Here is a 22,448-nt window from a genome sequence, read left to right as displayed (position 1 = left end):
GTGTCACCGCGTCACCGTGTCAAATATTAAAAACAGGACTTACGCAAAGGCACTATATATAGAGTCTTGCTCAGTTACGCTAGCGCTAACACACCCTGCCAATAGCGTTCATGCGTAAGTCCTAAAAAACTTACCCTTGTAAGCACTCCCTCACTCCCTATCTTTCTTCAATCTCCATCAGAGAGTATTTGTAGGCGAATAATTTGGTCATTGACTTCACTTAGACGGATTTCAATTACATTATTAGATAGTTTGTCTAAACACCCTAACAAGTGTCGTAAATGAGGTGTACTAGCACCAGTATCAACAAATAACCGTTCTGATAGATTACCTACTCGCTTCCAGGTACTGTAAAGTTTAGCAGTTGTTGCTTCTAGTTGACCAGACTGTTTTACTAGATCGGCGACTACATTCAGACATTCTAATCTCAAAGCTTCTTCTAGTACCATTTCCATATCTAATGGTGATTCATTCAATGCTTGAACTTTTGCTGCTGCATCAAGATATTTAGAAAGGTTACGAGCATCTGAGGTCAATTGCTTGACGGTATCTAATTCTGGAATTTGGACGATCTCCTCTTGAATTGCGCTCACATGAGATTCTGGTAATTTTTCCATTTCTCGCACTAGGGGAGCTAAATAACGTGGTGGCATAGAACCGGATGTGGCCTTTTCTTTAATTTCGCTGGGAAGTAAATCTGAGCTAATGGCCATCCATTCATCTGCTAGTTGTTTTACTTCTCGTCTAGTGATGCGATCGCCTTTTTTTGCTGCATCTGTCACCATTTCTTGGACTTCTGGAACTGATTTTGCTGTTTCTACAAAGGCCCGTTTGCTAAAATTATTAATGGAGTCTGGGTCTAAATGTCCTTCTGCAATTAAAGTATCAGCACTATTGGCCAATTCTATCAGGGCATAAGCTTGACTCTTGCTGATTTCTCTTTCCTTGAGCCAATTTAGAAATCCGCGGCCTCGCCCATCGCCTCCTTTTTTTTCTCGGTCTCTGATGATTCTTAAGATGCGCCCCCGCCAGATTTCTGTCTGGAGGTCGAAGCGATCGCAAACTTTCCATGCTGTGTCTACTACTTTTTCAAAGTCTGAGTCTGGAATATTTTCATCTTCTGGGTCTGGTAGGTCTAAATCTAGCTCTGGAAAGTTATTGAGAGCTTCAGCAAGAGCTTCAGGAAATTGGGGAATTTCGGGCATAACAGGACAGTATTATCGCTCATAGTGCCGAAATATTATTGCATCAAATAGTGAATAATACCAGACGTGATGGATGTTTGCTACAAATTTTAGTATTGAAGGGAACAGGGAACGAGGAAGGAAGGCAGAAGGCAGAAGGCAGAAGGCAGAAGGAAAAGAAAGGTTTAAAGGGAGAAGGTTTTTTTATCACTAATTACCCTGATATGATATTATATCAATTTTCTGCTAAATTATGTTGAGCCTTAAATAGGGTTTGCTGAAAAAGTCTTTTTTAAGGAGTAGGGGAGTAATTTTTGGGCTACTCTCCTGCCCAAAATGCTGACTTTTTGAGCATAAAGAGCTAAAAACTAGGTACTTTTTCCAGAGCTAAAAAGGCTAAAACCTTTATCTATAAATGCTTTTAGATTTAATCAGCAAGCCCTAAATAGGGTTTGCTGAACCAAAACAAATATGTAAACGTTCTGTGTTTTTTAACTTCTTTAATTTTCGTTTCAGACTAGCTATGTTCTTAATCTTACTTTTTAAACCTAGCAATTGATGAAAAAATTTATTTCGGGGTTCTATATTATATATAGTGGAAAACCTTTTTTTGTTGCTAGTTTTAATGTTTTTTCTCGTTTGGTTGGGTATCCTGCCTGCGGTGAAAATATCAGGAACGGGGAACGGGCAAATGCCCATTCCACAAAATTGATTTTATCTAACTATTCTGAAATCACATAATGTCAGAAATTTCCAATGTGTTTTCTTCCATCTGATGGTTTGCTTCTTCTAATTTGGCGCGAGAAGACATGACACAAATGTTACTGCGCTCCATGCCTGAAGTAAATACATCTAACAAAGTTTGCTTAACATCCTCTACCGAAGCATTGAGCGATCGCTGATAACGTTCCTCTCGTACTTCAGTAGTTTGCCCTATCAAATAACGCTCTAAGGCTAAACTTGTAGACATCTCTGGACGTAATACTGGAGAATCATCCTGAATGGTAGCAATAATAGCTCGGTCAACATCAGTCTGAGTCCAATCTAAATCTTTGATATAATCTATCAAACCAGCAAATACCTCTAGAGTGCGACTAACATGAGGGTCTCGGTAAGAATACAAAGAAATAACCTTTCCTAACCCACTGTAAGAGCATCCAGCACCGTAAGCATTACCCTTCAAGCGAATTTCACTGAATAGATAACCCAAACCCAACAAATGAGCGCCCAATGCTAACAATGGTGATTTGGGATGGCTGAAGTGAGGAGCAGGCATAGTCTGAACGCAATAAGCTACCTGTACAGGGCCTGCCAAACCTTCCTGTAGATTGTAAATAGGATCGAAGCGACTAGCAAAATTCTCTCCTGGTTGTTGCTGTTGCTGCTGACTCCACTCTGAGAGGGTTTTCTTCACCACCTCATAACCATTGTCGGAACCAGTGAAACTAGCAGTTAAAGGTTGATTCGCAACATAATCGCGGATAGTTTCGACTTTAGCCATCAAATTTGCCCCATGCTCATCAAAGCGATCGCATACTTTATTCAGCAACTCTAATTGAGGCAAACCGTTAATAACTTGGCTAATTTTAGCTTCTGCTGTCATGCCAGCACTAGCTCGCAACATGGCTGTGTAGATACCATTGTAAACCAAATCAGAACTACATTGAGCCAGAGACTGATTAACAACATCTCGTAGTCTAGCTGTATCGCGAGGGTTGACTGCAAAAATCAAATCTCGCAATAAATCTAATGCTTGCTCTAGTTGTTCGTCAAGGGTTTTCAGAGTAACACGAAATCCATGTATAGGACGATAAGGGTCTTGAGCGTGAGTCCGCAACTGACTTCTAAAATTAATTCCGCCTGTATAAGAAGCAATGCGTCTGGCAATATGTTCGTAATCCATATCCCCAGCACCCAACTTCCGCAAAGCATCTATATAAGTAGGTACATACAACCACAAATCTTCAGGCAATCCCCGCAGGCTGAAATCTAGTTGTAAATAGTTTACCCCATTTGCTAACACATGGTTGCGTAATAATGTTACTCCACCATCAATCTGTTCGACATCAGTAGGAATATCATCTGGTTTTGGCGGTAAGTCGCTTACCTGTAGTTGAGGCAGTTTAGCTACTGCTTCTGGATCGTTGGGAGTTCCTGACTCTACTTCTAGTGCTTCTGCTTCGTTAGCTATATGCTCTAGCTCTTCTGGAGTCAGTTGAGAACGTACCTGTTCCACTTGTGCTGCTACTTCTTGGTCATAAGTAGATTGCCATTCTTGATCTGGCTTCAATATTAAAGTTAAACGGTGGGGATTGTTGAGTAACTTTTCGCGGATGAGGTTGTTGAAATAACTAGGGTTTTCAAGATAACGTTGTTTGCATTCAACGAGGCGATCGCCGATCTGCAAAAACGTTAACGGGTCGTTACCATAAATCCAAGTTTGCATCACCCGGAACAACATCCGCAAAGGATACATACTGGCAATTTCTTGATGTTGGTATGCTGCTTGTTGGAAAGCTGCTTCCACAAGATTAGGTTCAAGTTCGGTTTCTGCAAGTTCTGTAAGAGTATTAATAACTAACTGACTGAATGTTTCACCACGGTTTGGTTCGCTACCTTGAATACCGATATGAAAAGTAGTTTCCTTACCGACAGAGTCTACTCCAGACCTTAGTAAGTCTTGACCTATTTGAGACTCAACGATCGCCTTTTTTAATGGTGCCCCTTCATTTCCCAACAGTATTCGACTGAGAAGATCCAAGGCAACCCATTCATCAGAGTTGGTGCTATCTCCCACCAACCATTTGAGCATAATATAAGTTTTTTCTTCTGGCGAGTCTGCGGCACTAATAGGATAAGAATCTTCTTGGAAACGGGGTTCGCTCCATTGAGACTGAGGAGTAATGTTGATGTTGGGTTTCCGTTGTTCAAAAACATCTAACTTTTCAGCCAAAAATTTTAGATATTCTGGAGTGGCAATATTCCCATAGAATACAAAGTAAGAATTACTAGGATGATAATAGTTGGCGTGAAACTCCCGGAAATCTTCGTAAGTTAGTTCGGGAATATTTTTTGGGTCGCCTCCGTATTCGAGGCCATAGATGTTGTCAGGAAATAGAATCCGGTTGGCAATACTATCTAACCTTTGTTCGGGGTCTGAAAAGACACCACTCATCTCATTATAGACTACCCCAGTAAATTTTAGCTCGCCTTGAGGATTTTCTGGGTCGGCAGGAGCTAGATGGTGGCCTTCCCGTTTGAATGTGTTTTCAGTCAGCAGAGGATGAAATACTGCATCAAAGTATACTTCTGCCAGGTTGAATAAGTCTTGTTTGACTTTGCTGGAGACTGGATAATAAGTACAGTCAGGTCCAGTCATAGCATTGATGAAAGTTGCCGGACTCATTTTTAGCATTTCAAAAAATGGTTCCCGTACAGGATATTTTTCTGAACCTGCTAAAACAGAATGTTCTAGAATGTGGGGTATTCCTGTACTATTTGGCGGAGGAGTAGGAAAACTAATGGAAAACAGATTTTCCGCATCTTCTGAGTAGAGGTGTAGCAATTTGGCACCAGTTTTCAGATGCTCCAGTTGATATGCCACCATCTGCTGTTGCTTGAGGGGGGTAATGGCTTTTACCTCAAAGCCTTCTAATTGTTGTCCAACTTCTAAGGTTCTTTCGCTTAATAGAGGCATAGAAAATGAATTGCTATTTTGTTTACTGTAGTTATTAGTGTAGGCTATTTCTCTAGTTCGGTTTTCTCTCTGGCCAAGGGTGGTTTTCCAGGTATAGCGCTGCGCGCAGGCAACAGGCAACAGGCAACAGCTCATCTGGGGGAATAAATTGCTTATAATATATAGCGCTGTGCGCAGGCAACAGGCAACAGGGGGAATAGATTGCCGTTTGCGCATCATTCCGAAGGAATAATATAAGGCTTTTAGCTATTTGGCCTTTCCTGCAATTTGTAAATATGCCAGCGCTCATTGCTATAAGACTTTTAGCTATTGGACAATTCCTGCAATTTGTAAATATGCCAGCGCACATTGCTATATAGCAGTACGTTTTTTGCTTAGGAAAAGGGAGTGGGGGAGTGGGGGAGTAGGGGAGTGGGAAAATGTCCTAACTTATTTGTGTAGTGCTATAAGTCCAACAATTTACTAACTATAGCAATAGCCAGAGTGGTTACGACTTATGCCGATGATGAATCTTAGACTAGGCAATGTCTTTCCCACTTTTGCCTGACAGATGTGTGCTACCAGGTGCGTCTGTCGTACCTTGCGGGGTTGCGCCGTTGTTGCCTTTTGCCTGTTGCTTGTTGCTTGCTATAAATATGATGATAGAGTTTTCAGTCTAGGCCCAATAATACCAATTTGATAAATGTTTGCTACATTTTCGCATTGCGGGGGAGTAGGAGACCATTCACAGGGGTAGGTTTTTAAGCATTGGGGTGAGCGATAGAACGACCTTCCGCTGACGCGATCGCTTCTATTCAGTAGAAAATCTTAAGAAAAAGTGTGATTTTTTATACAAAAAATGGGCAAAAATTCTCCCCACACTTCCCCCTCTTCCCATACCCTAAGACACAATTATAAAAAACCTACCCCTGTGAAGTAGGAGACCCACCCCTCGCCCCTCCCCCTCCCAGGAGAGGAAGTACGGGAGAAGTAAAGATAAGAATAATTCACAATAACTAGCGTGCAATTATTAAAAAAGTTATTTACTTAGCGTGTTAATTACTTAATACTTAATAATATTGAAATACCACTTAAATTAAGCATTCTTTTTTCACGCTTGGTATAAATAGTGAGAGCATCTATAATACTAAAGAAATATCAGGTGGCAGTCTACAACGCAGTAGTGTGAAAAAGATTCTATAAAAGGCAAAAACTCATCTGGGACAAGAGTTTCAGACTTGATTTTTTGAATTTTTTACCAATTATGCATGGATTGGTATGTAGCATTTCTGCGTCTTAAATAGATAAGGTACAAAAGTTTTTGATTTTAGGGAACAGCGGTGTAACTCTCAGTTGGCGATAATCTATCAAGAGATAGAAAATAAAAAAAATACTGTATCCTCATTAATAATTAATAATCAGTACCAAAGTATCATTCACTTACTAGCTAAAACTAAAAAAAATCAATTAAAAACTTGAGTGACTAAACTTTTGATTCACTTAAAATATAAATAAGTTTAGTACATAGGAAATAATAAATGGATAATAATCAAAAGTATATACATACTTGGTGGAAAAGTCGTATTGCTGTCCCATATTTGGTAATTACAAGTATTTTATTAATAAGTATAAACCTAGTAGCAGAAATAGTCCTAATCCGAAAAAACTTAAAATTGTAGTTAGAGAAACTAGAAAAAAAGCTGAAAATGAAGCCCAATTTTTAAGTACGATAAGTGGGGAAGCAATTGTAAAGTCAGATTTCAGCACCTTACAAATATTTATGAAACGTGCAGTTTATGATGACAATATTATTTACAGCGCTGCCATAGATCGACAAGGAATTATCCTCGAATCTCAAGTCGATCTAGAAGACCAAACCACCGCCAAGGAAGTCAAAATACATAACTTGAAAAAAAATCATATTCTCAATATTATTAATCACCTTAAAGAAAAAGATAATATATACGAAGTAAGTTCTCCAATTATTAATAATGGTGAATATCTTGGAGAAGCAAGATTAGGTTTTTTAGTAAATGAAATTAGAACAGAATTATCTGAAAATGCTGTCAGAACTTTAGCTATTTCGATGACTATAAGTGGAGTGCTAGTGACTGTAATAATAATTTTGTTTCAGCGAAAGGTGGGTGTTCCATTACAAAAATTAACTGAGCTTGCTACAGCACTGACAAAAAGAAAATTAGAGGAAAATAATCAGACCCAAAGTAATGATGAAATAGGCATTATCCAAGGTAGTCTGCATCAAATGGCCAGTCAAATTAGAGAAAATTTGTTAGACTTACAACAGCAGATTATAGAAAGGGAAAAGACAGAAACTGCACTGCTAGAAAAAGAGGAAAAATATAGCTATGTAGTTGATAATATTGCAGAAGTAATTTTTCAAACAGATGCTACAGGTAAATGGATATTTCTCAATAAAGCTTGGGAAAATATGACAGGTTTTACAGTAGAAGAAAGTCTAGGAAAGAACTTTTCAGATTTTATACATCCATCCGATCGCCTCCAAACCTTAAATAAGTTTCAAAGTTATATAGATGGTCAAGATAGTAAAAATGAAAATATAGAATCGCGCTACCTTACTAAAGAACGTGGGTCTTGTTGGATTGAAGCATTTGTTCAAACTAATTTCGATCCAGAGGGAAATTTAACTGGAACATCGGGAACTCTTAATAATATTACCAAACGCAAACAAGTTGAGGAAGCTTTGAAGCTTAGTCATTTTTCCTTAGACAAAGCTGCGGATGCAATTTATTTAATGGGTTATGATGCCAAATTTTTCTATGTAAATGAAGCGGCGTGTCGTACTCTAGAGGTTAAAACTACTGTAAATCTGAGGGAGTATTACAGTTAAATAACATTTTTTCTATCTGAGTATTAATAGATAATGGTTGAACTGGTATTCGAGTCAGTAATCTTTGAAAGGAGCGATCGCCTTGGTCAATATATTTTTGTAATTCAACTTTTATCTGTTGCCGATAGAAACCACATAATGGTTCCCACCCTTGAGATGTTTTAGGAACTAAAGCCAAAATTTCAGGGGAAAGTTGGTTTAACTGAGTTGCCCAAGTTTGAATAATATCTAAGTTCAACAGAGGTAAATCACACCCTAATAGTAAAATCCAATCGCTATTTATTTGAGCTAATCCTTGAGTAAAAGCAACTAAAGGTCCTTCAGTTTTAATCTCTGTTAACCATTCACATTCTGTAGGTAAAATATGCTGATACTTTTCTGGCCAAGGAGTAATAATATAAACTTTTTCTGTACATTCACTCGCTACTTGATAAACTCTTTTTAGCATAGGTATATTTTGCCAAGGAATTAAGGCTTTATCTTTACCCATACGAGAACTTTTACCACCAGCAAGAATGAGTGCTACTAGATGATTTTTCGGGAGTGAAAGTGAAGATGTATTCATTAGGTATTTGACTTCTTTCGTTAAAATAAATAGGGTTTGCGTATGGAAAGTCTTATGGGTGAGGGTAGGAGACAGGAGACAGGAGACAGGAGACAGGAGACAGGAGACAGGAGAAATGGGAATGAGCGAGGAAGTAGGAGTAGGAGTAAGAATTGTAAGAATGATTTTTCTGCCCAACTATGCGCCTAAAATACTAACTTTTTGAGCGTGAAGAGCTGAAAACCAGGTACTTTTTTCGACCCAAAAAAGGCTAAAACCTTTATCTGTAAATACTTTTAGATTTAATCAGCAAGCCCTAAATAGAACAGGACTTACGCATAACCGCTATATCTAGTAGGGGCGAATGGCATTCACCCTCTACGGATAGCGTATTGTCTAATAATTTGCGTAAGTCCTGTAGAAATCTTAGGCGTTGGTAAAGCGCGTGTATGATATTAATCTTAATTCTTTTGACTTTAGCCAGAGAGAGGTACTGATAACTGATAACTGATAACTGATAACTGATAACTGAAATGACTCCTCACATGATATAATGCTGATAACTACCTAATATTTGATGTAAATTAACCACATCACCAATAACTGCAATAGCTGGTGCTTGAAACCCAGTTGCTTCAATTTGTTCTACAATAGTTTCGAGAGTAGCAATTAATTCTTTTTGCTCGAGACGAGTTCCCCATTGAATTAAAGCAATGGGTGTTTCTGGGGAACATCCGGCGACCATAAGTTCTGCGATAATATTATGTAAGTTATGAACTCCCATATAAATTACGATGGTTTCTGAACCCTGGGCGATCGCTTGCCAGTTTACATTTGCTCGATATTTTCCTGTTGCTTCGTGACCTGTGACAAAGGTAACTGAGGAACTATAATTTCTGTGGGTAAGAGGAATACCTGCATAAGCAGGTGCAGCGATACCAGAGGTGACACCCGGAACAACTTCTACAGGTATTCCTGCTTGAATTAAGTCTTCCATCTCTTCTCCACCACGACCAAAAACAAAGGGATCGCCTCCTTTCAAACGTACTACCACTGCATGAGTTTGAGCTTTTTGAATTAGCAGTTGAGTTGTTTGTGTTTGTGGTAGGGAATGGCGACCGCGACGTTTGCCTGCATTGATTTTTTCTGCATTGGGGTTAATCATTGCAAGGATAGGACAGCTGACGAGAGCATCATAGATAACGACGTCTGCTTGTTCTAATAGCACTTTGCCTTTGAGTGTCAGTAGTCCCGGGTCTCCCGGTCCTGCCCCTACTAGATAGACTTTGCCTATACATTTTGACTGATCCATATTTATTATTTTAGATAATTATGCAATATAGTTAAGTAATTCTATCAAAAATCTTGAAAGAGGACTCCCGTTATAATCGCGCTGATTTAACGGTGAGACGGGGCGTATAAATTGCGCGGGGAACCCACGCAGACGGCACCTTATGAATTTCAAAGTAGTAAGTTAATTGAGCGCTTGCAAATTAATCCAGCATGGTTAGAGAAAAGTGTACCGCCTGCGCTGAGATTTCCTCAGGGTAAAGACGGAGCAAGAAAGCTTGTGCAGATGATCTGACGGGGGTACAGCTCAATTTATTTGATTTGTTACCAAGCTTACGAATCTGGGAGACAAGAATCTCCCGTTATAATTTTTGATTTAACGGTGAGAGCGTCAATAAGTTATTAAGCTGTTATTAGAACTACTGTTTCTAATCATACAAATAGTCTAATTTTATGTCCATATTCGATTTTTGGTGTTGCTGAACGGTAATAATTTTTAGATTAAGTATCAATGCAAAACATAAGTTTTTCAATTTTACCTTCACCTACTTACCATTACATTTGAGCAACGCCAAAATACCTTCTCTTTTCCTACAAAAAGTTGCGAGACATGAAACGTTCAGCGAAACTAAAGTAGGGAAGTTAAATTACTGTGATTGTACCTCTAAAATACCATTATCATAAAATAAAACTGTAAACTCAGCCCACTCTGTTTTGAGTAATTCTTTTTGAGTAGTAGCGTCAGAATTAACTAGACTGGGTATAGGTGTTTTTTCCAGATTATCTGTTGCTATTTGATTAAACGGTTCGTAAGCAGCGATCGCCCCATTTTTATCTACTTTAACTAGGTATATTGAAGTTATATTTATGGGGGTTTTCCAGGTTTGATCAATAGTATTGTATAGTTTTTGTTTTAATTCTAATAACTCTGTTTTGTTGGTAATCTTTTTAGCTATTGGCTCTATATTTTGGGGTGGAGAATTAGTTGTTGCTTTTACATGGTTGTTGGTATTTTGATTATTTTTTTCCCCAGCCTTCTCTGGAAATTCAGATTTCTTATTTACTGTCTCAATACTTCCGACCATTGTTGGTTGAACTTGACTTTTATCTACTGTCTCTAATCTTTGATTTTTTGTCTTTGTTGAACTTGAGTTGTAAACAACATTAGTTACAACTTTGGCTTCATTTTGTTGATAAATATCTCTAGTAATCAGGATGCGATAAAACCCAGAAATAACAACTAGAATAATAGTAGTTAATGAAACTAATGATGCTGTTTTAACTTGTTCGGTTAATTCTGTTGTACTGTCAGGGTTCATATCTTTAGCTGAAATATCTGTTTTCACAATTATCATTTCGGCTTCCTCAGGTTGGATATTTATTTCTTGGCTTGAACCAACTCTAATATGCAACGGACTAGAAAATTTGGCTTCCCGCAAGACTTGCACTGGTTTATTAGAAACTACTCCCTTTTCTTTTAGTCTCTGAACAATTCTTCTTGTATCGTCACTGCTGATAATTCGATCGACTATTGCTATTTGCCCTGTTTTTAAATCCGATAAATTCATTATCATTACTTTTTATTAATTGATTGTTATTATCTTCTCCAAGATCTTAATACTATATTATATCTAAAATATAATTTCAAGCTTTAATACTAAATGTAACATAGAACTACAAAAAACAAAATTTGCCCCTTGCGAATCAACAAGGGATTTACATTCTACTTAGAGAGAAAGATTTAATTGTTGATACCAATTTACTTAAATAAAGTTTTCAATTCATACAATCTTAGTTTGTAAGCATTTCCTGCGGAATGCGGAGTTAACAACTAGCTCGTTGGTCAGCTCTCAGGTATGACGGCAATAACTGCTAAGATTAGGAATTGAGCTTTTTATCTATTTTATTTATACTTTTAATTCTCCCTCAATACTATCAATACTAATTCCACTTCTGGCTGACAATAAATTAATCGCGCTATGACTAATATCAAATCCGGGGGAATTGGACATAAAAAAATTCTCTAATCGTCATAAATACGCTCATCTTTGTGATTCTCTCTCCTCCTGTACGTCGCCAATCTGATGGTTCCCCTAGCTGACTCTTAAAGACTTAACCAATCTATAACTGTTTAAGCGGATTTGATATAATAGCTGACGGCTGAATGCTTATAGCAGTCGAAGCAAAGGGCGCGGACATTTATAAATGCCCAAACTCAGTCAGGGATTACTTTTGAGTTTTGAGTTTTGAGTTTTAAATTGTGCGTAGTGCTATACCTTAGTCTCAACTTTTAACTTTTGAATACATGACTTTTGAATTCCGTTGACTCCTAAAAAATAGTCTAGCTATTTGTAATACCAATTTCATAAAATATTGCAAAGCGTGAGGACACACTTAACTGGGAACACCGGAGCTGGGAACAGAGAAAGAAAAACATAAATATTAAAGAGGAAAAAAGGTGGAAATTTTAGAATTTATGGAATTTATAATTTTTTCTTTCAAGAAGAAATCACAAATTAAGATGTAACTGCCTTTGCGTGAATTTGGTATAACAAACATTTATCAATTTGGTATTAGGTATTATACAAAAGCAAAAGTAGGAGTAGATTTTTAACTTACTCCCACAACTTACAGCAGATTCGGTGATTAATTTGGTACAGCTTAAGAGTGAATATTTTTTGCCTGTTCCCTACTCCCTAATCCCTATTCCCTAAAAATAAATATATGTACTGCACAAAGTAGGAAACTGCTGTATGTATATAGCATTTACCAAAAAGTGTAAGATAGAGCTATAGCAATCCTATTTCAATTGTAATATTTTTGTGGTAGTTAGGAGTCAGGAGTCAGGAGGACCGAGTCAGAATTTTCAAGGTTTTTCCTCAATCTTAACTATTATAAAAATCTCACAAATCATTTAGGATTGCTATATAAACTAATTTTCACCTAACATTTATTTCAGAAACCTAAAGCCAAAGCTCCTTGATAGAAAATAAAACTAGAAACCCAAGCTAAAACTAATGGAAATACTAAAGAAAGTAAAGAAAATTTCCATGATTTTGCTTCTTTAACTATAGTTGCTAAAGTAGATAAGCATGGGGTATAAAGTAAACAAAAAATACAGAAACTGTATCCTTGAATAAAAGTAACTGTCTCAGCAATATTACTACTAACATTCTGTTCGCTCATACTGTAAATAACAGCTAAAGAACCAATTACTATTTCTTTAGCAATAAAGCCAAAAAATAGGGATAATGTTAAATAAGGATTAATCCCAATTGGGTCCATGATTGGACTCATAAATTGACCAATTTTACCGCCAATTGTATCTAATCCTGTTGCACCTGGTGGTAAACTTGTAAGCACCCAAACTGCAATACAACCAACAGTAATAAACCCTGATGCTCTGACTAAAAATTCTCTAACTTCTCCCCAACTTCTCAGTAATACTTGTTTTAATGTAGGGAAACGATAAGGAGGTAGTTCTAGAATGAAAGGTTCTTCATTTTTATATACCCCTTGAAATAATGCTGCGGTGATAATAGCTACCAGAAAACTGAGGATATATAGAGAGAATAAAACTATCGCCCCATTGCCATTCGGGAATACTGCAGCAATGATAAATACAAATACTTGCAGTCGTGCCGAACATAAACCAAAAGGAATGATTAACATGGTTAATAGTCGCAAAGCGGGCGATCGCATTACCCTAGTTCCCATTAATGCTGGTACATTACAACCAAACCCCATTATATGCAGTACAAAACTACGTCCATCTAAACCTAATTTGGCCATAAAGGCATCCATTAAATAAGCGGAACGTGATAGATAACCACTATCTTCTAGTACTGCCATAATAATAAAAAATACGATAATTAATGGCACAAAAGAAGCAACAGTAGTTACCCCTGCCCAAACTCCATTAATAAGAAAGTCTTGAACTATCTCTGGAAAAAGTTGAGCTAGAGGTTCAACAATTGATGACTGTACCCATTCAACAACTATTTCGAGCAGGTCTATTGAGGGAAGTCCGATGTTCCAAACTGCCCAAAAAACAAGGAACATTCCTAAGAAAAATAAGGGTAAACCCCACACAGGATGAAGGAGTATTTTGTCAACTTGAGCTGTGAAGTTTTGTGCCATTTGGGAAGGCATAAGTACAGCACCATTTAAGACTGTATCTATATCACTCAGAGAAATATCTTCCTGTGCTTCTATCCAAGATGTGAGATTATTTAATTTGACGTAATTTTCTACATTTTTTAACTCTTCAGAAATTGCCATGTAGGCATTCATATAGCCTTTGCCATATTTAGCACTAATTAGAAACACTGGCATTTCTAATCGTTTTGATAATTCTTCTGTATCTATTTGAATTCCATATTGTTTTGCTTCATCTGACATATTGAGCATCAAAACTGCTGGTAAACCCAAGGCTTTTATCTGTAATGGCAGTCGAATTTGACGGTCAATTTGTGCAGCATTAATAATAACTAATACTAAGTCAATGGCATAATTTTCTAGGAATGTTTGAACAACTTTTTCATCTTCGGAAAAACCGTTAAAGTTATAAATTCCTGGTAGGTCTACAAATTCAGTTGTTTCATCATTTATTTTGACGTTAGCTTGCAAGAGATCGACTGTTACTCCAGGCCAGTTTCCCACATGAGCAGAAACTCCAGTAATCCGATTAAAAAATGTTGATTTTCCAGTATTTGGCATCCCAATTAAAGCAACTCTTTTTGTTGCTTTAGATTTTGAGATTGTTGTTGTAGTTGTAGCGGTATGACAAGTCATTATCTTACCTATTATTTATCTTAAAGTTAGTGAGATATTTTTATGGCTTTATTATAAACATAAATTATGAAAATTAGGGATTATTTTTAGAAGTCTTTAAGTTTTTGTGGAGATTTTTCCAAAATATTTCGAGGGCTTATATAAAGCAAAAAAAGCAGAAAATTAAAGCGTTCGACAAATATTGAAAAGCTGAATACTTATGGTGATAAATCAGCTCTAATATCATGTTCCCCCTCCGGGGGAGCTACGCTAACGGACGGGTCAGTTATAAATAAAATTTAAGGACTGACAGTACCGACGGTATCAAATAAATACTGAAATTGTCTTTACTTTTCTCCAATATTTCCTCTTTTTCTCCAATATTTCCTCCTGACTCGGTCCTCCTGACTCCTCACAACATTTATTTATAAGTATTCAACCGCAATTCGTAGCTCCCCCGGAGGGGGAACATGATATAAAGCCTCAAAAATTCTCTCTTCTGCTTTTCTTTTCTATAGAATGCTGCACAAATGAAAATATAGAAATTTATGCAGGATTAACAATCCAAAAATAGACTGCAAAGTATAAAACTCTCATTGATTTTTATTTACTATAAGAGATTTTTTTCTAAACCCAAATAGAACTGCTATAAAAAAGTTAAATTACTTAAATTATACTCAATCCGATTATTAAAAAGTACTTTTGAGATCAAATCCACTGAATTCGGTATCAAAAAATGTTCCATCTGAGCGCCATTGCCAAATCTTTATCAATATCCCCACATTCCCCCTCCTGGGAGGGGTTAGGGATGGGTCTCCAAACTATGAATCTAATTACACAAATTCTACCGGATTTGATATGAGTTATACTTTCTAACCTTTCTGCTTTATCCTCCTAATAAATATCCTATTGCTCGGATTTAGTATTAAGTAGATAGACATAAATAATTAGGGTTTGCGCTCAAAAGTATTTTAGTAGGGGTAGGAGACAACCCACCCCTCGCCCCTCCCCCTCCCAGGAGGGGAAGACAGCTATACTGGAGACAGGAGAAATGGATCGGGAGCGAGGAAGTAGGAGCGGGCGTTTTGTAAGAATGATTTTTCTGCACAACTATGCGCCTAAAATACGCTCCATGCATGAGCGTGAAGAGCTGAAACAGGCGCACTTTTTTCGTTCCCAAAAAGGCACTTGTCTTTATATGTCAATGCTTTTATATTTAATCAGCAAACCCTAATTAGTAAAATGGAAACTATTTGGAAATTCCAGAAGTAATTGAGATTGCTTTCCGTTCCGCAATGCTCCGCAAACCTTTCACTCCGTTCCAGTCGCCATGACATTTTACATTTATATCATGTCCAGTTCAACAGTTATAAATAAACGACGGAGTCCTCAGGAGTCAGGAGCAAATAAAGAAGAATAAAGAGGAGGAAAAGGAGAAGTTTTTTTATCACTAATTATCCGGAAATGATCTTAATTATACTTATACAAATTCACTTTAGGGATATCACAAATAGTTTCCAACTTTAAATGTAAAATAATTGCCCGAAACTATTGTCTTATCAAAGTTTTTAGTCGATTAAATCTAACTTCTGACTTCTGACTTCTGTACGTCGATAATCCGACTGCTCCCCTATCTGAATTCAGTGAAACGGTATTACAATGGATAATTGACAATGGATAATTGATAATTAATCCCCAAAGGTTTAAAGTCTCTCCTTTTAAGGAGAAAAAAGCGGTTGAGGGATGGCGAGGTCCCCTCGCCATATCCAATCAACCAAGACAGCGGTCGTTCGCGACAGCGGAACGGAGTTCTATCTTCGGAGCTTCCCGTAGGGTGGGATGGCGATCTTCGGAGCGGGTCTGCACTCTTCGGGTCTCCTCGCCATATCCAATCGACCAAGAGAAGAAATCAGATTTCCTTATATTAAATTCCGTAACGGTTTTAACCTTCTTGTAATTATCCATTATCAATTGATGAACTACTTACTTTGGTTCTATCTCTAGACTACCGTCTGCATAGAGCAAAATAGCAAACTCAGTCCATTCTATTTTATTCGTAGAATTAGGCTTAACTAAATTCGGCAGTGGTGTACTGCTCAAATGGTTTTTTGCTATTTGATTAAAAGCTTCGTAAGAAATAATATCTCCATTTTTATCTACCTTAACTAGATAAATTGTTGTTTGTTTAACTGGTTTTTTCCAGTTTTTATCGATATTAGTGTAGAGTTTTTGTTGTAATGTAGCAATTTCTTTGTTGTCGGTAATTCTTTTACCTATTGATTCTACGTTTTCGATGTCAGAATTAGTTGTTGTTGCTACGGGATTAATAGTATTTTCAATAGTTGCTTGATTTGTAGTTTCAAGGGCATCAGATTTATCATTTACGGCCTCCGAATTTCCGGCTATTGTTGGTGCAGATAAAGTTGTATCTACCGTCTTTAATTTTTCATTTTCCGTCAATTGTGAAGTAGAATTAGAAACAATATTAGCAGTAGTTTTTTCTCGATCGCCTCCATCAATATTTCCATGATTCAGAAGTTGATAAATTTCAGCCATAACAACTATAACAATGGCAGTTAATGTCAGTAATGAGAGAGCTTTAACTTCTTTAGTTAACTTCATTACAGACTTGGGGAGCATCTCATAATCTACTGATGAATTTGTTTCCTCATCCCCATCTGTTTTAATCACGATCATTTCTGCTTCATGGGACCGGATAGCTATTTCTGTGCTTAAACCGACTCGAATGTGCAAAGGTCCGCTAAAACTTCCCTCTCGCAAGACTTGCACTGGTCTATCAGAAACTACTCCCATTGCTGCAAGTCTCTCAACAATTCCTCGATCGCGACCAATATTTAATACTCGATCAACTATTGCCATTTGCCCTGTTTTCAAATCAGCTACATTCATTTTGATTACCTCTGATGTATTATTTAGATATTGTGTAGATATTGTGATAATTACTTTCTTGTATTTTGCATATAATCTCAGACTTACAGCGAGTCATGTCATCCGCTTATTATTTGACCAAGTTTTCCCTTCTACTCTCTACCTTTTACTTAATTGCTAATGAATAATTTTGGCAGAGACAATAATATTGCTAGCAGGATTAATTCCCAAACCAATATTGTGATTTCCTACTGCAACAATTACCGAACCACTGGCGTTGCTACTAATTACTTCTAGCTCAACTCCTACTACCAACCCCATTTTTTTCAAGCGATGAGCCATTTCATCTATAGCATTGATAGTAACAATACGTAAGCGATCGCCTCGTTTTGCTTGTGTGAGTGGAAAGTTAGTTTCTACTACTTGTTGATAATTTTTTTTAAGAGTGTGATAGTTGTTTTCCTTTTTCAACTCAATATAGTTGCTGTCTCCCAGAAATGTAAATTCCCATGCTTTCTCTTTTTTCTCTACATTATGTTTTGACCTATCTTCATATTTTTTATCCATTAATTTATGTAAATAGTTGACATATATTTTCATTTAGTATAGTAGCGATAGCAGAGTTGTTTGTCAAGTTTAATATTTGAAATTATTCAAAACTGGAAATAGAGTAAATCAAGATCGATTAATTATATTATTTCTCTCATCTACCTGCCATTAAGAAAGTATTAATTACAGGACTTACGCAAAGGCAGTATGTATAGAGTATAATAACTATTGGACAATAGTTGTGAGCGCTATATATAGCGTATCTGCGTAAGTCCTAAATTATTTATTTTCAATATTTTTACTATTGTTATAGCAGTCGAAGGAAAGGTTAGGACAGATAAAAAGCTTAAAACTGAGACAACGTAAGATTTTTACTTCTTCCTTCTTTACCGAAAAATTAATAATTCAAGAATTAAATAATTCAGGTTTCAAGCCTCCCCTTTCAAGGGGAAAAAGCGGTCGTTTTGCTAGTGCAAAATGTTTGCGCAGCATTCTGTAGGAAAAAGCGCAGCTTCCCGTAGGGTGAGATGGATGGGTTTCCTAACCATATCCAATCGACCAAGAGAATAAATTTTTTTCCTTTTATTCAATCCTATCCGTTTTAGGGAGAGGTAATTATTAATTATTAATTATTAATTATTGAATTCTTCCTTCTGCTATACTCAAAATTCTCACCCAATAACTTTTGAAGGAGATTTATCGAACATTTCTCCTGCTTGTAAACGCTTCATATAACTTGCTTGATCTGTGGCAACCTTACCACAGAGGAAATAAGCACCAAGCAAACTCGGAAAAGCAAGAGTTATTTTTATAGCATCACTAAACTCAATAACTGCTTCTGGGTTAGTAACCGTACCGACAAAGATACCTACTAAAAACAAGATTTTATAGATAATCACACCCTTGTTTCCAAATAAATATTGCCAGCAAACTTGACCATAATAACTACTAGAAATCATCGTAGAAAAAGCAAACAAAATTATACAAATTGTCAAAATAGCAGGAAACCAGTCAATCACAGTAGTAAAAGCGGCTAAAGTTAGTTCTGAACCGTTGAGAGTTGCAAATTCAGGATTATTGTAAACGCCAGTAATAATAACTACTAAAGCGGTCATATTACAGATAATGACAGTATCAATAAATGGTTCTAGCATTGCTACAATACCTTCTCGAACAGGTTCATCTGTCTTTGCCGTAGCATGAGCGATCGCTGCCAAACCCAATCCTGCTTCATTAGAAAAAGCTGCACGGCGAACTCCTTGTATTAGCGCTCCCACAAAACCCCCTGCCATAGCTTGGGGAGCAAAAGCGCTATGAATTATAGTAGAAAATGCGTGAGGAATAGCAGTAAAATTAGCTAAAATTACCCATGAACCTGCCAGAAAGTAGATGCCACACATTGTCGGTACAATGGCAGCAGCTACTCCAGCAATACGTTGAATACCACCTACTATTACTAACCCCACTACTAATACTAAAATTAATCCATAAACCCAGCTTCGTTGAGCAAAAAAAGGTATCACATTAGCAACAACTACTTGAGACTGGTTAGACTGAAATATGCTGGAACTGCCCAAGACAGCTAAGATATTGAACAATGCAAACATTCCACCTAAAAATTGACCTAATTTTTTTTGTCCTAAGTCAGCTAAACCCATTGATATATAATACATTGGCCCTCCAATGCTTGTACCATCTAGGTTAACTACACGATATTTTTGTGCCAGAGTACATTCAACAAACTTTGTACTCATGCCTAACAACCCTGCGATCGTCATCCAAAAAGCTGCCCCTGGTCCTCCAAAACTAATAGCAATAGCAACTCCAGCAATATTTCCTAGCCCCACAGTTCCAGATAAAGCAGTTGCCATAGCTTGAAAATGAGAGACTTCACCCTCATCATTAGGGTCATCGTATTTTCCCCAAATAACATCTATTGCGTGTTTAAAAGCTCGAATATTAATAAATTGCATTCGGAGAGTAAAAAAGAGACTGCCACAAATTAGCCACAGTACAATCAGTGGTATTCCTTGGTCGCCACCAATACGATAAAAAATGATAGCATCTATATTTTTTAATATTTGAGAAAAAGTAACAGAAATCCAATCTAACATTTGGTTAGTAGTTCCTAATAATATTTAATACCATATTATACCAAGTAGTATATTTTTTTAATTATATTTATTTTAACGACGAAATAATAGTTGCTTTTGTCAAATTTAACTGTAAAAAACAAATAGTTTTCAATCGTTTTCAGCCGATAATTAAGGTAAATTGAAATCTAGTTTTGCCAATTCCAAATTTTATTGCCATATCCATAAATAGATGATATGGATGAACAGTATAAAATTTATAAATTACTACTATCTACAAAGTTGGCAAATCTATACAAAAAGAATCATTACCTGAATTAAAATCAGGCTTGAAGTCCGATTTTTCTGTTAGAAAAAATCTACTTTTAAGGTTTTACTCACTTAATCACTTTTGATAATTTGGGTGCGTTACGCTATCGCGCTTCAGCACCCGACAAACTACAAACTGACTACTTTTTCTGCAACACCCACAAAATTTCCATCTCATTCGTCAACTCATCCGACCAACTCGCCGTCACCCCAATACCACGAATTGAACTCAAAACAACCTTCACATCCCGTGGCATCATCAGATTCACAAACGGATAACGATTTGCCCAAACCATCATCTGTTCCATATTCCAATAAAAATACCCCTGATTCGATGTTGGTAAAGACCCCACGACTTCCTCAAAATCATCACTCCCAATTAAACCACGATCTGGCATAGTCATCATCACCTCTATCAACGGTTCACCAAGTGCCACAAACAAAGAATCATCATCCAACCACCCATACCCCAAAAAACTACCAATACCAACCATCTGCCACTCCGTCACCGATATCTCTCCCACCTGTTTTTCCTTCAACGACACACCAGGTTTTTCCATCGCTACTCTATTTAACTTTCTCAACATCCCATTAGCTGCAAAGCGATCGCTAGTCTCCAAAATCATCGCTCCACCAACGCCAGTCTGTACCAATATTCCTTCATTTGACCCAATTAAACCTATAGCAAACTCCCCATCCATCCAACCAAACACTTCTCGATCTACATCCAAATCTAAATCTTGAAACGTCTTCCTCACCATCTCCAACAGATCCTGCAAATCTTCACTACCCTGCGCTTGCGCCACAAACTGCGACCAAGCTAAACTAATATTCTTCCCACTGACCGACATCATCGTCTCCGCTGGAAACCGTTGCAAAACCTCACCCGATGCTGTTTCAGTCTGCTCTGGAGGCAAGGGAGAATTCAACTTAGTCACTGTCCGCAAGCGCAAACCAGCATCATCCACCCCTATTCCCATCACCACAGAATTTATTTTTTCCAACTGCACTAAACTTGCAGTAGACAACTGTTCATTCTCCGGCAAGTCATCAGTAAATGCCGTCATCAACTGACTATAATTAGGAATAAAAATAGTAGCGAGGGCATTCTCCACTCCTGCACTCTGCTGTAAACTTTCAGCAGCATTCTCTTGCATTGCCAAAGAAGCTTGACCCTGAAACGTATCAATAGTATCTTCCACTGCTGCTGCAACGGTCGCGATCGCTAAATAATCTCCCAAAATTGCCAAATTAAAAGTTTTCCCCCTCTCATCAGTAACTTCTCGAATAGTCACCCCCTGATATTTCCTCTCTATAACTTGATTTTCCTCATCTCCTTTTAATTTATTGGCAAATTTCCAAACCTCCAACTTATTTTTAATTCCCACCAACATCAAAATATTCACCGGATCGGTATCTTCCCCTGACTCAGCGGGAACAAAAGCAAACATTATTCCTCCCAACCAAGGTTGAATGTCTTTTTCCCAATCAATATTAGCTTCTGCTAAATTTTCCTGCTGAAATTCTGCATAACTCTGGCTAATTAATTTTCTGGTTTCGGGAGTACCAAATTGTTGTAATTTATTCAAAGCTTGTTGATTAGGATGAATAAAACTGGCCATAATTGCCGACTCAGGTACTATTTGGGCGCTGTTCAGAGGGTTGGAGACTTTCGCGGCCACATTTCTCAAGTAAAGATAGGTAGCAATACTGACTGCTGTAATGATGGTTGCACCAGCAATTAGAAAGTGTGATTTTTTCATAGAATTTTTTTTATAATTTAATATCTACTAGGTAAGTATAAGTAGAAGTAGGTAGACAAAATTCTCTTTAACATCCACTATCCGTTTATATTTTCTCTTTCCTGTTTTCTACCTGTAACAAATATTAAATTAATTTTGCAGACTAGGTAGGGTCGGTTGGTTGGGTTGGCTTGAAAAATAAAACTCAACATTATTTAATTTATAGGTTTTGATTGGGTTTCCCTGGTGCTTGACCCAAGCTACTATATTGTGGGTAAAGTTTTTTAGTATCAGTCTAGTAGGTTGGGTTGAAGAATTGAAACCCAACATTATTTGGGTTGGGTTTATCCTGTGGATAAGCTGCGCTAACGCTGGTACTTGACCCAACCTACTAAGCTAAGAATCATTAGACATCTCGAGAAAAGAGGGAGTAGGGAGTAGAGGGCAAGAATTAGGGAGAAAGAATTGATGATTTATGTGGGATAATTGATGTTATTTTTTATTATTGGAGATGTGTATTTAGATTCTAT

Annotated in this window: 13 protein-coding genes; 3 read left to right on the top strand and 10 right to left on the bottom strand. The window is 37.2% G+C overall.

Going from position 1 to position 22,448, the window contains the following annotated elements; genetic code table 11:
• Nucleotides 1-167: 167 nt before the first annotated feature.
• Nucleotides 168-1,205, bottom strand: coding sequence for a hypothetical protein (locus F6K18_RS12390; protein WP_287521151.1), 1,038 nt, complete (start codon nt 1,203-1,205; stop codon nt 168-170).
• Nucleotides 1,206-1,255: 50 nt separating this feature from the next.
• Between F6K18_RS12390 and F6K18_RS12385 the strand changes: the two genes are divergently transcribed.
• Nucleotides 1,256-1,444 carry a hypothetical protein gene (locus tag F6K18_RS12385; protein ID WP_287521149.1) on the top strand — a complete coding sequence of 63 codons (189 nt, stop codon included), beginning with the start codon at nt 1,256-1,258 and terminating at the stop codon, nt 1,442-1,444.
• Between the two features lie 473 nt (nt 1,445-1,917).
• On the opposite strand, the gene F6K18_RS12380 is transcribed toward F6K18_RS12385, so the two are convergent.
• Nucleotides 1,918-5,001, bottom strand: coding sequence for an insulinase family protein (locus F6K18_RS12380; RefSeq protein WP_287521147.1), 3,084 nt, complete (start codon nt 4,999-5,001; stop codon nt 1,918-1,920).
• A gap of 1,429 nt (nt 5,002-6,430) precedes the next feature.
• Here F6K18_RS12380 and F6K18_RS12375 point away from each other — a divergent pair.
• Entirely contained in the window at nt 6,431-7,729 is a 1,299-nt protein-coding gene (locus F6K18_RS12375; RefSeq protein WP_287521279.1) for a PAS domain S-box protein, read from the top strand.
• Here the strand turns inward: F6K18_RS12375 and F6K18_RS12370 are convergent.
• On the bottom strand, nt 7,698-8,294 hold the full coding sequence (locus F6K18_RS12370) for a molybdenum cofactor guanylyltransferase (protein WP_287521146.1): 597 nt from the start codon (nt 8,292-8,294) through the stop codon (nt 7,698-7,700). The genes F6K18_RS12375 and F6K18_RS12370 overlap by 32 nt on opposite strands.
• Before the next feature lie 42 nt (nt 8,295-8,336).
• Here F6K18_RS12370 and F6K18_RS12365 point away from each other — a divergent pair, with 42 nt between their 5' ends.
• Nucleotides 8,337-8,483: a hypothetical protein gene (locus F6K18_RS12365; RefSeq protein ID WP_287521145.1), complete on the top strand. Its 147-nt coding sequence runs from the start codon at nt 8,337-8,339 to the stop codon at nt 8,481-8,483.
• Between the two features lie 331 nt (nt 8,484-8,814).
• Here the strand turns inward: F6K18_RS12365 and cobA are convergent, their stop codons facing one another.
• The 7 genes from cobA to F6K18_RS12330 all read right to left on the bottom strand — a co-directional run bounded on the left by cobA (nt 8,815) and on the right by F6K18_RS12330 (nt 21,939).
• Nucleotides 8,815-9,585, bottom strand: a complete 771-nt coding sequence (gene cobA / locus F6K18_RS12360; protein WP_287521144.1) for a uroporphyrinogen-III C-methyltransferase — start codon at nt 9,583-9,585, stop codon at nt 8,815-8,817.
• Between the two features lie 625 nt (nt 9,586-10,210).
• Nucleotides 10,211-11,137: a FeoA family protein gene (locus F6K18_RS12355; RefSeq protein WP_287521143.1), complete on the bottom strand. Its 927-nt coding sequence runs from the start codon at nt 11,135-11,137 to the stop codon at nt 10,211-10,213.
• 1,381 nt (nt 11,138-12,518) lie between these two features.
• The gene (feoB, locus tag F6K18_RS12350; RefSeq protein ID WP_287521141.1) at nt 12,519-14,357 is read right to left on the bottom strand and encodes a ferrous iron transport protein B; all 1,839 of its coding nucleotides are present in this window, start codon (nt 14,355-14,357) and stop codon (nt 12,519-12,521) included.
• 1,962 nt (nt 14,358-16,319) lie between these two features.
• Complete coding sequence (locus F6K18_RS12345) at nt 16,320-17,246, bottom strand: FeoA family protein (RefSeq protein ID WP_287521139.1); 927 nt, start codon at nt 17,244-17,246, stop codon at nt 16,320-16,322.
• A gap of 156 nt (nt 17,247-17,402) precedes the next feature.
• Complete coding sequence (locus tag F6K18_RS12340; RefSeq protein WP_287521138.1) at nt 17,403-17,792, bottom strand: FeoA family protein; 390 nt, start codon at nt 17,790-17,792, stop codon at nt 17,403-17,405.
• 653 nt (nt 17,793-18,445) lie between these two features.
• Nucleotides 18,446-19,888: an alanine/glycine:cation symporter family protein gene (locus F6K18_RS12335; RefSeq protein ID WP_287521137.1), complete on the bottom strand. Its 1,443-nt coding sequence runs from the start codon at nt 19,886-19,888 to the stop codon at nt 18,446-18,448.
• A 428-nt stretch (nt 19,889-20,316) separates the two neighbouring features.
• On the bottom strand, nt 20,317-21,939 hold the full coding sequence (locus tag F6K18_RS12330) for a DUF3352 domain-containing protein (protein WP_287521136.1): 1,623 nt from the start codon (nt 21,937-21,939) through the stop codon (nt 20,317-20,319).
• Nucleotides 21,940-22,448 lie beyond the last annotated feature (509 nt).

The organism is Okeania sp. SIO2C2, from assembly GCF_010692625.1.
GTDB classification, from domain to species: Bacteria; Cyanobacteriota; Cyanobacteriia; order Cyanobacteriales; family Microcoleaceae; genus Okeania; species Okeania hirsuta.
This window is presented reverse-complemented; position numbering and strand designations above follow the sequence as displayed.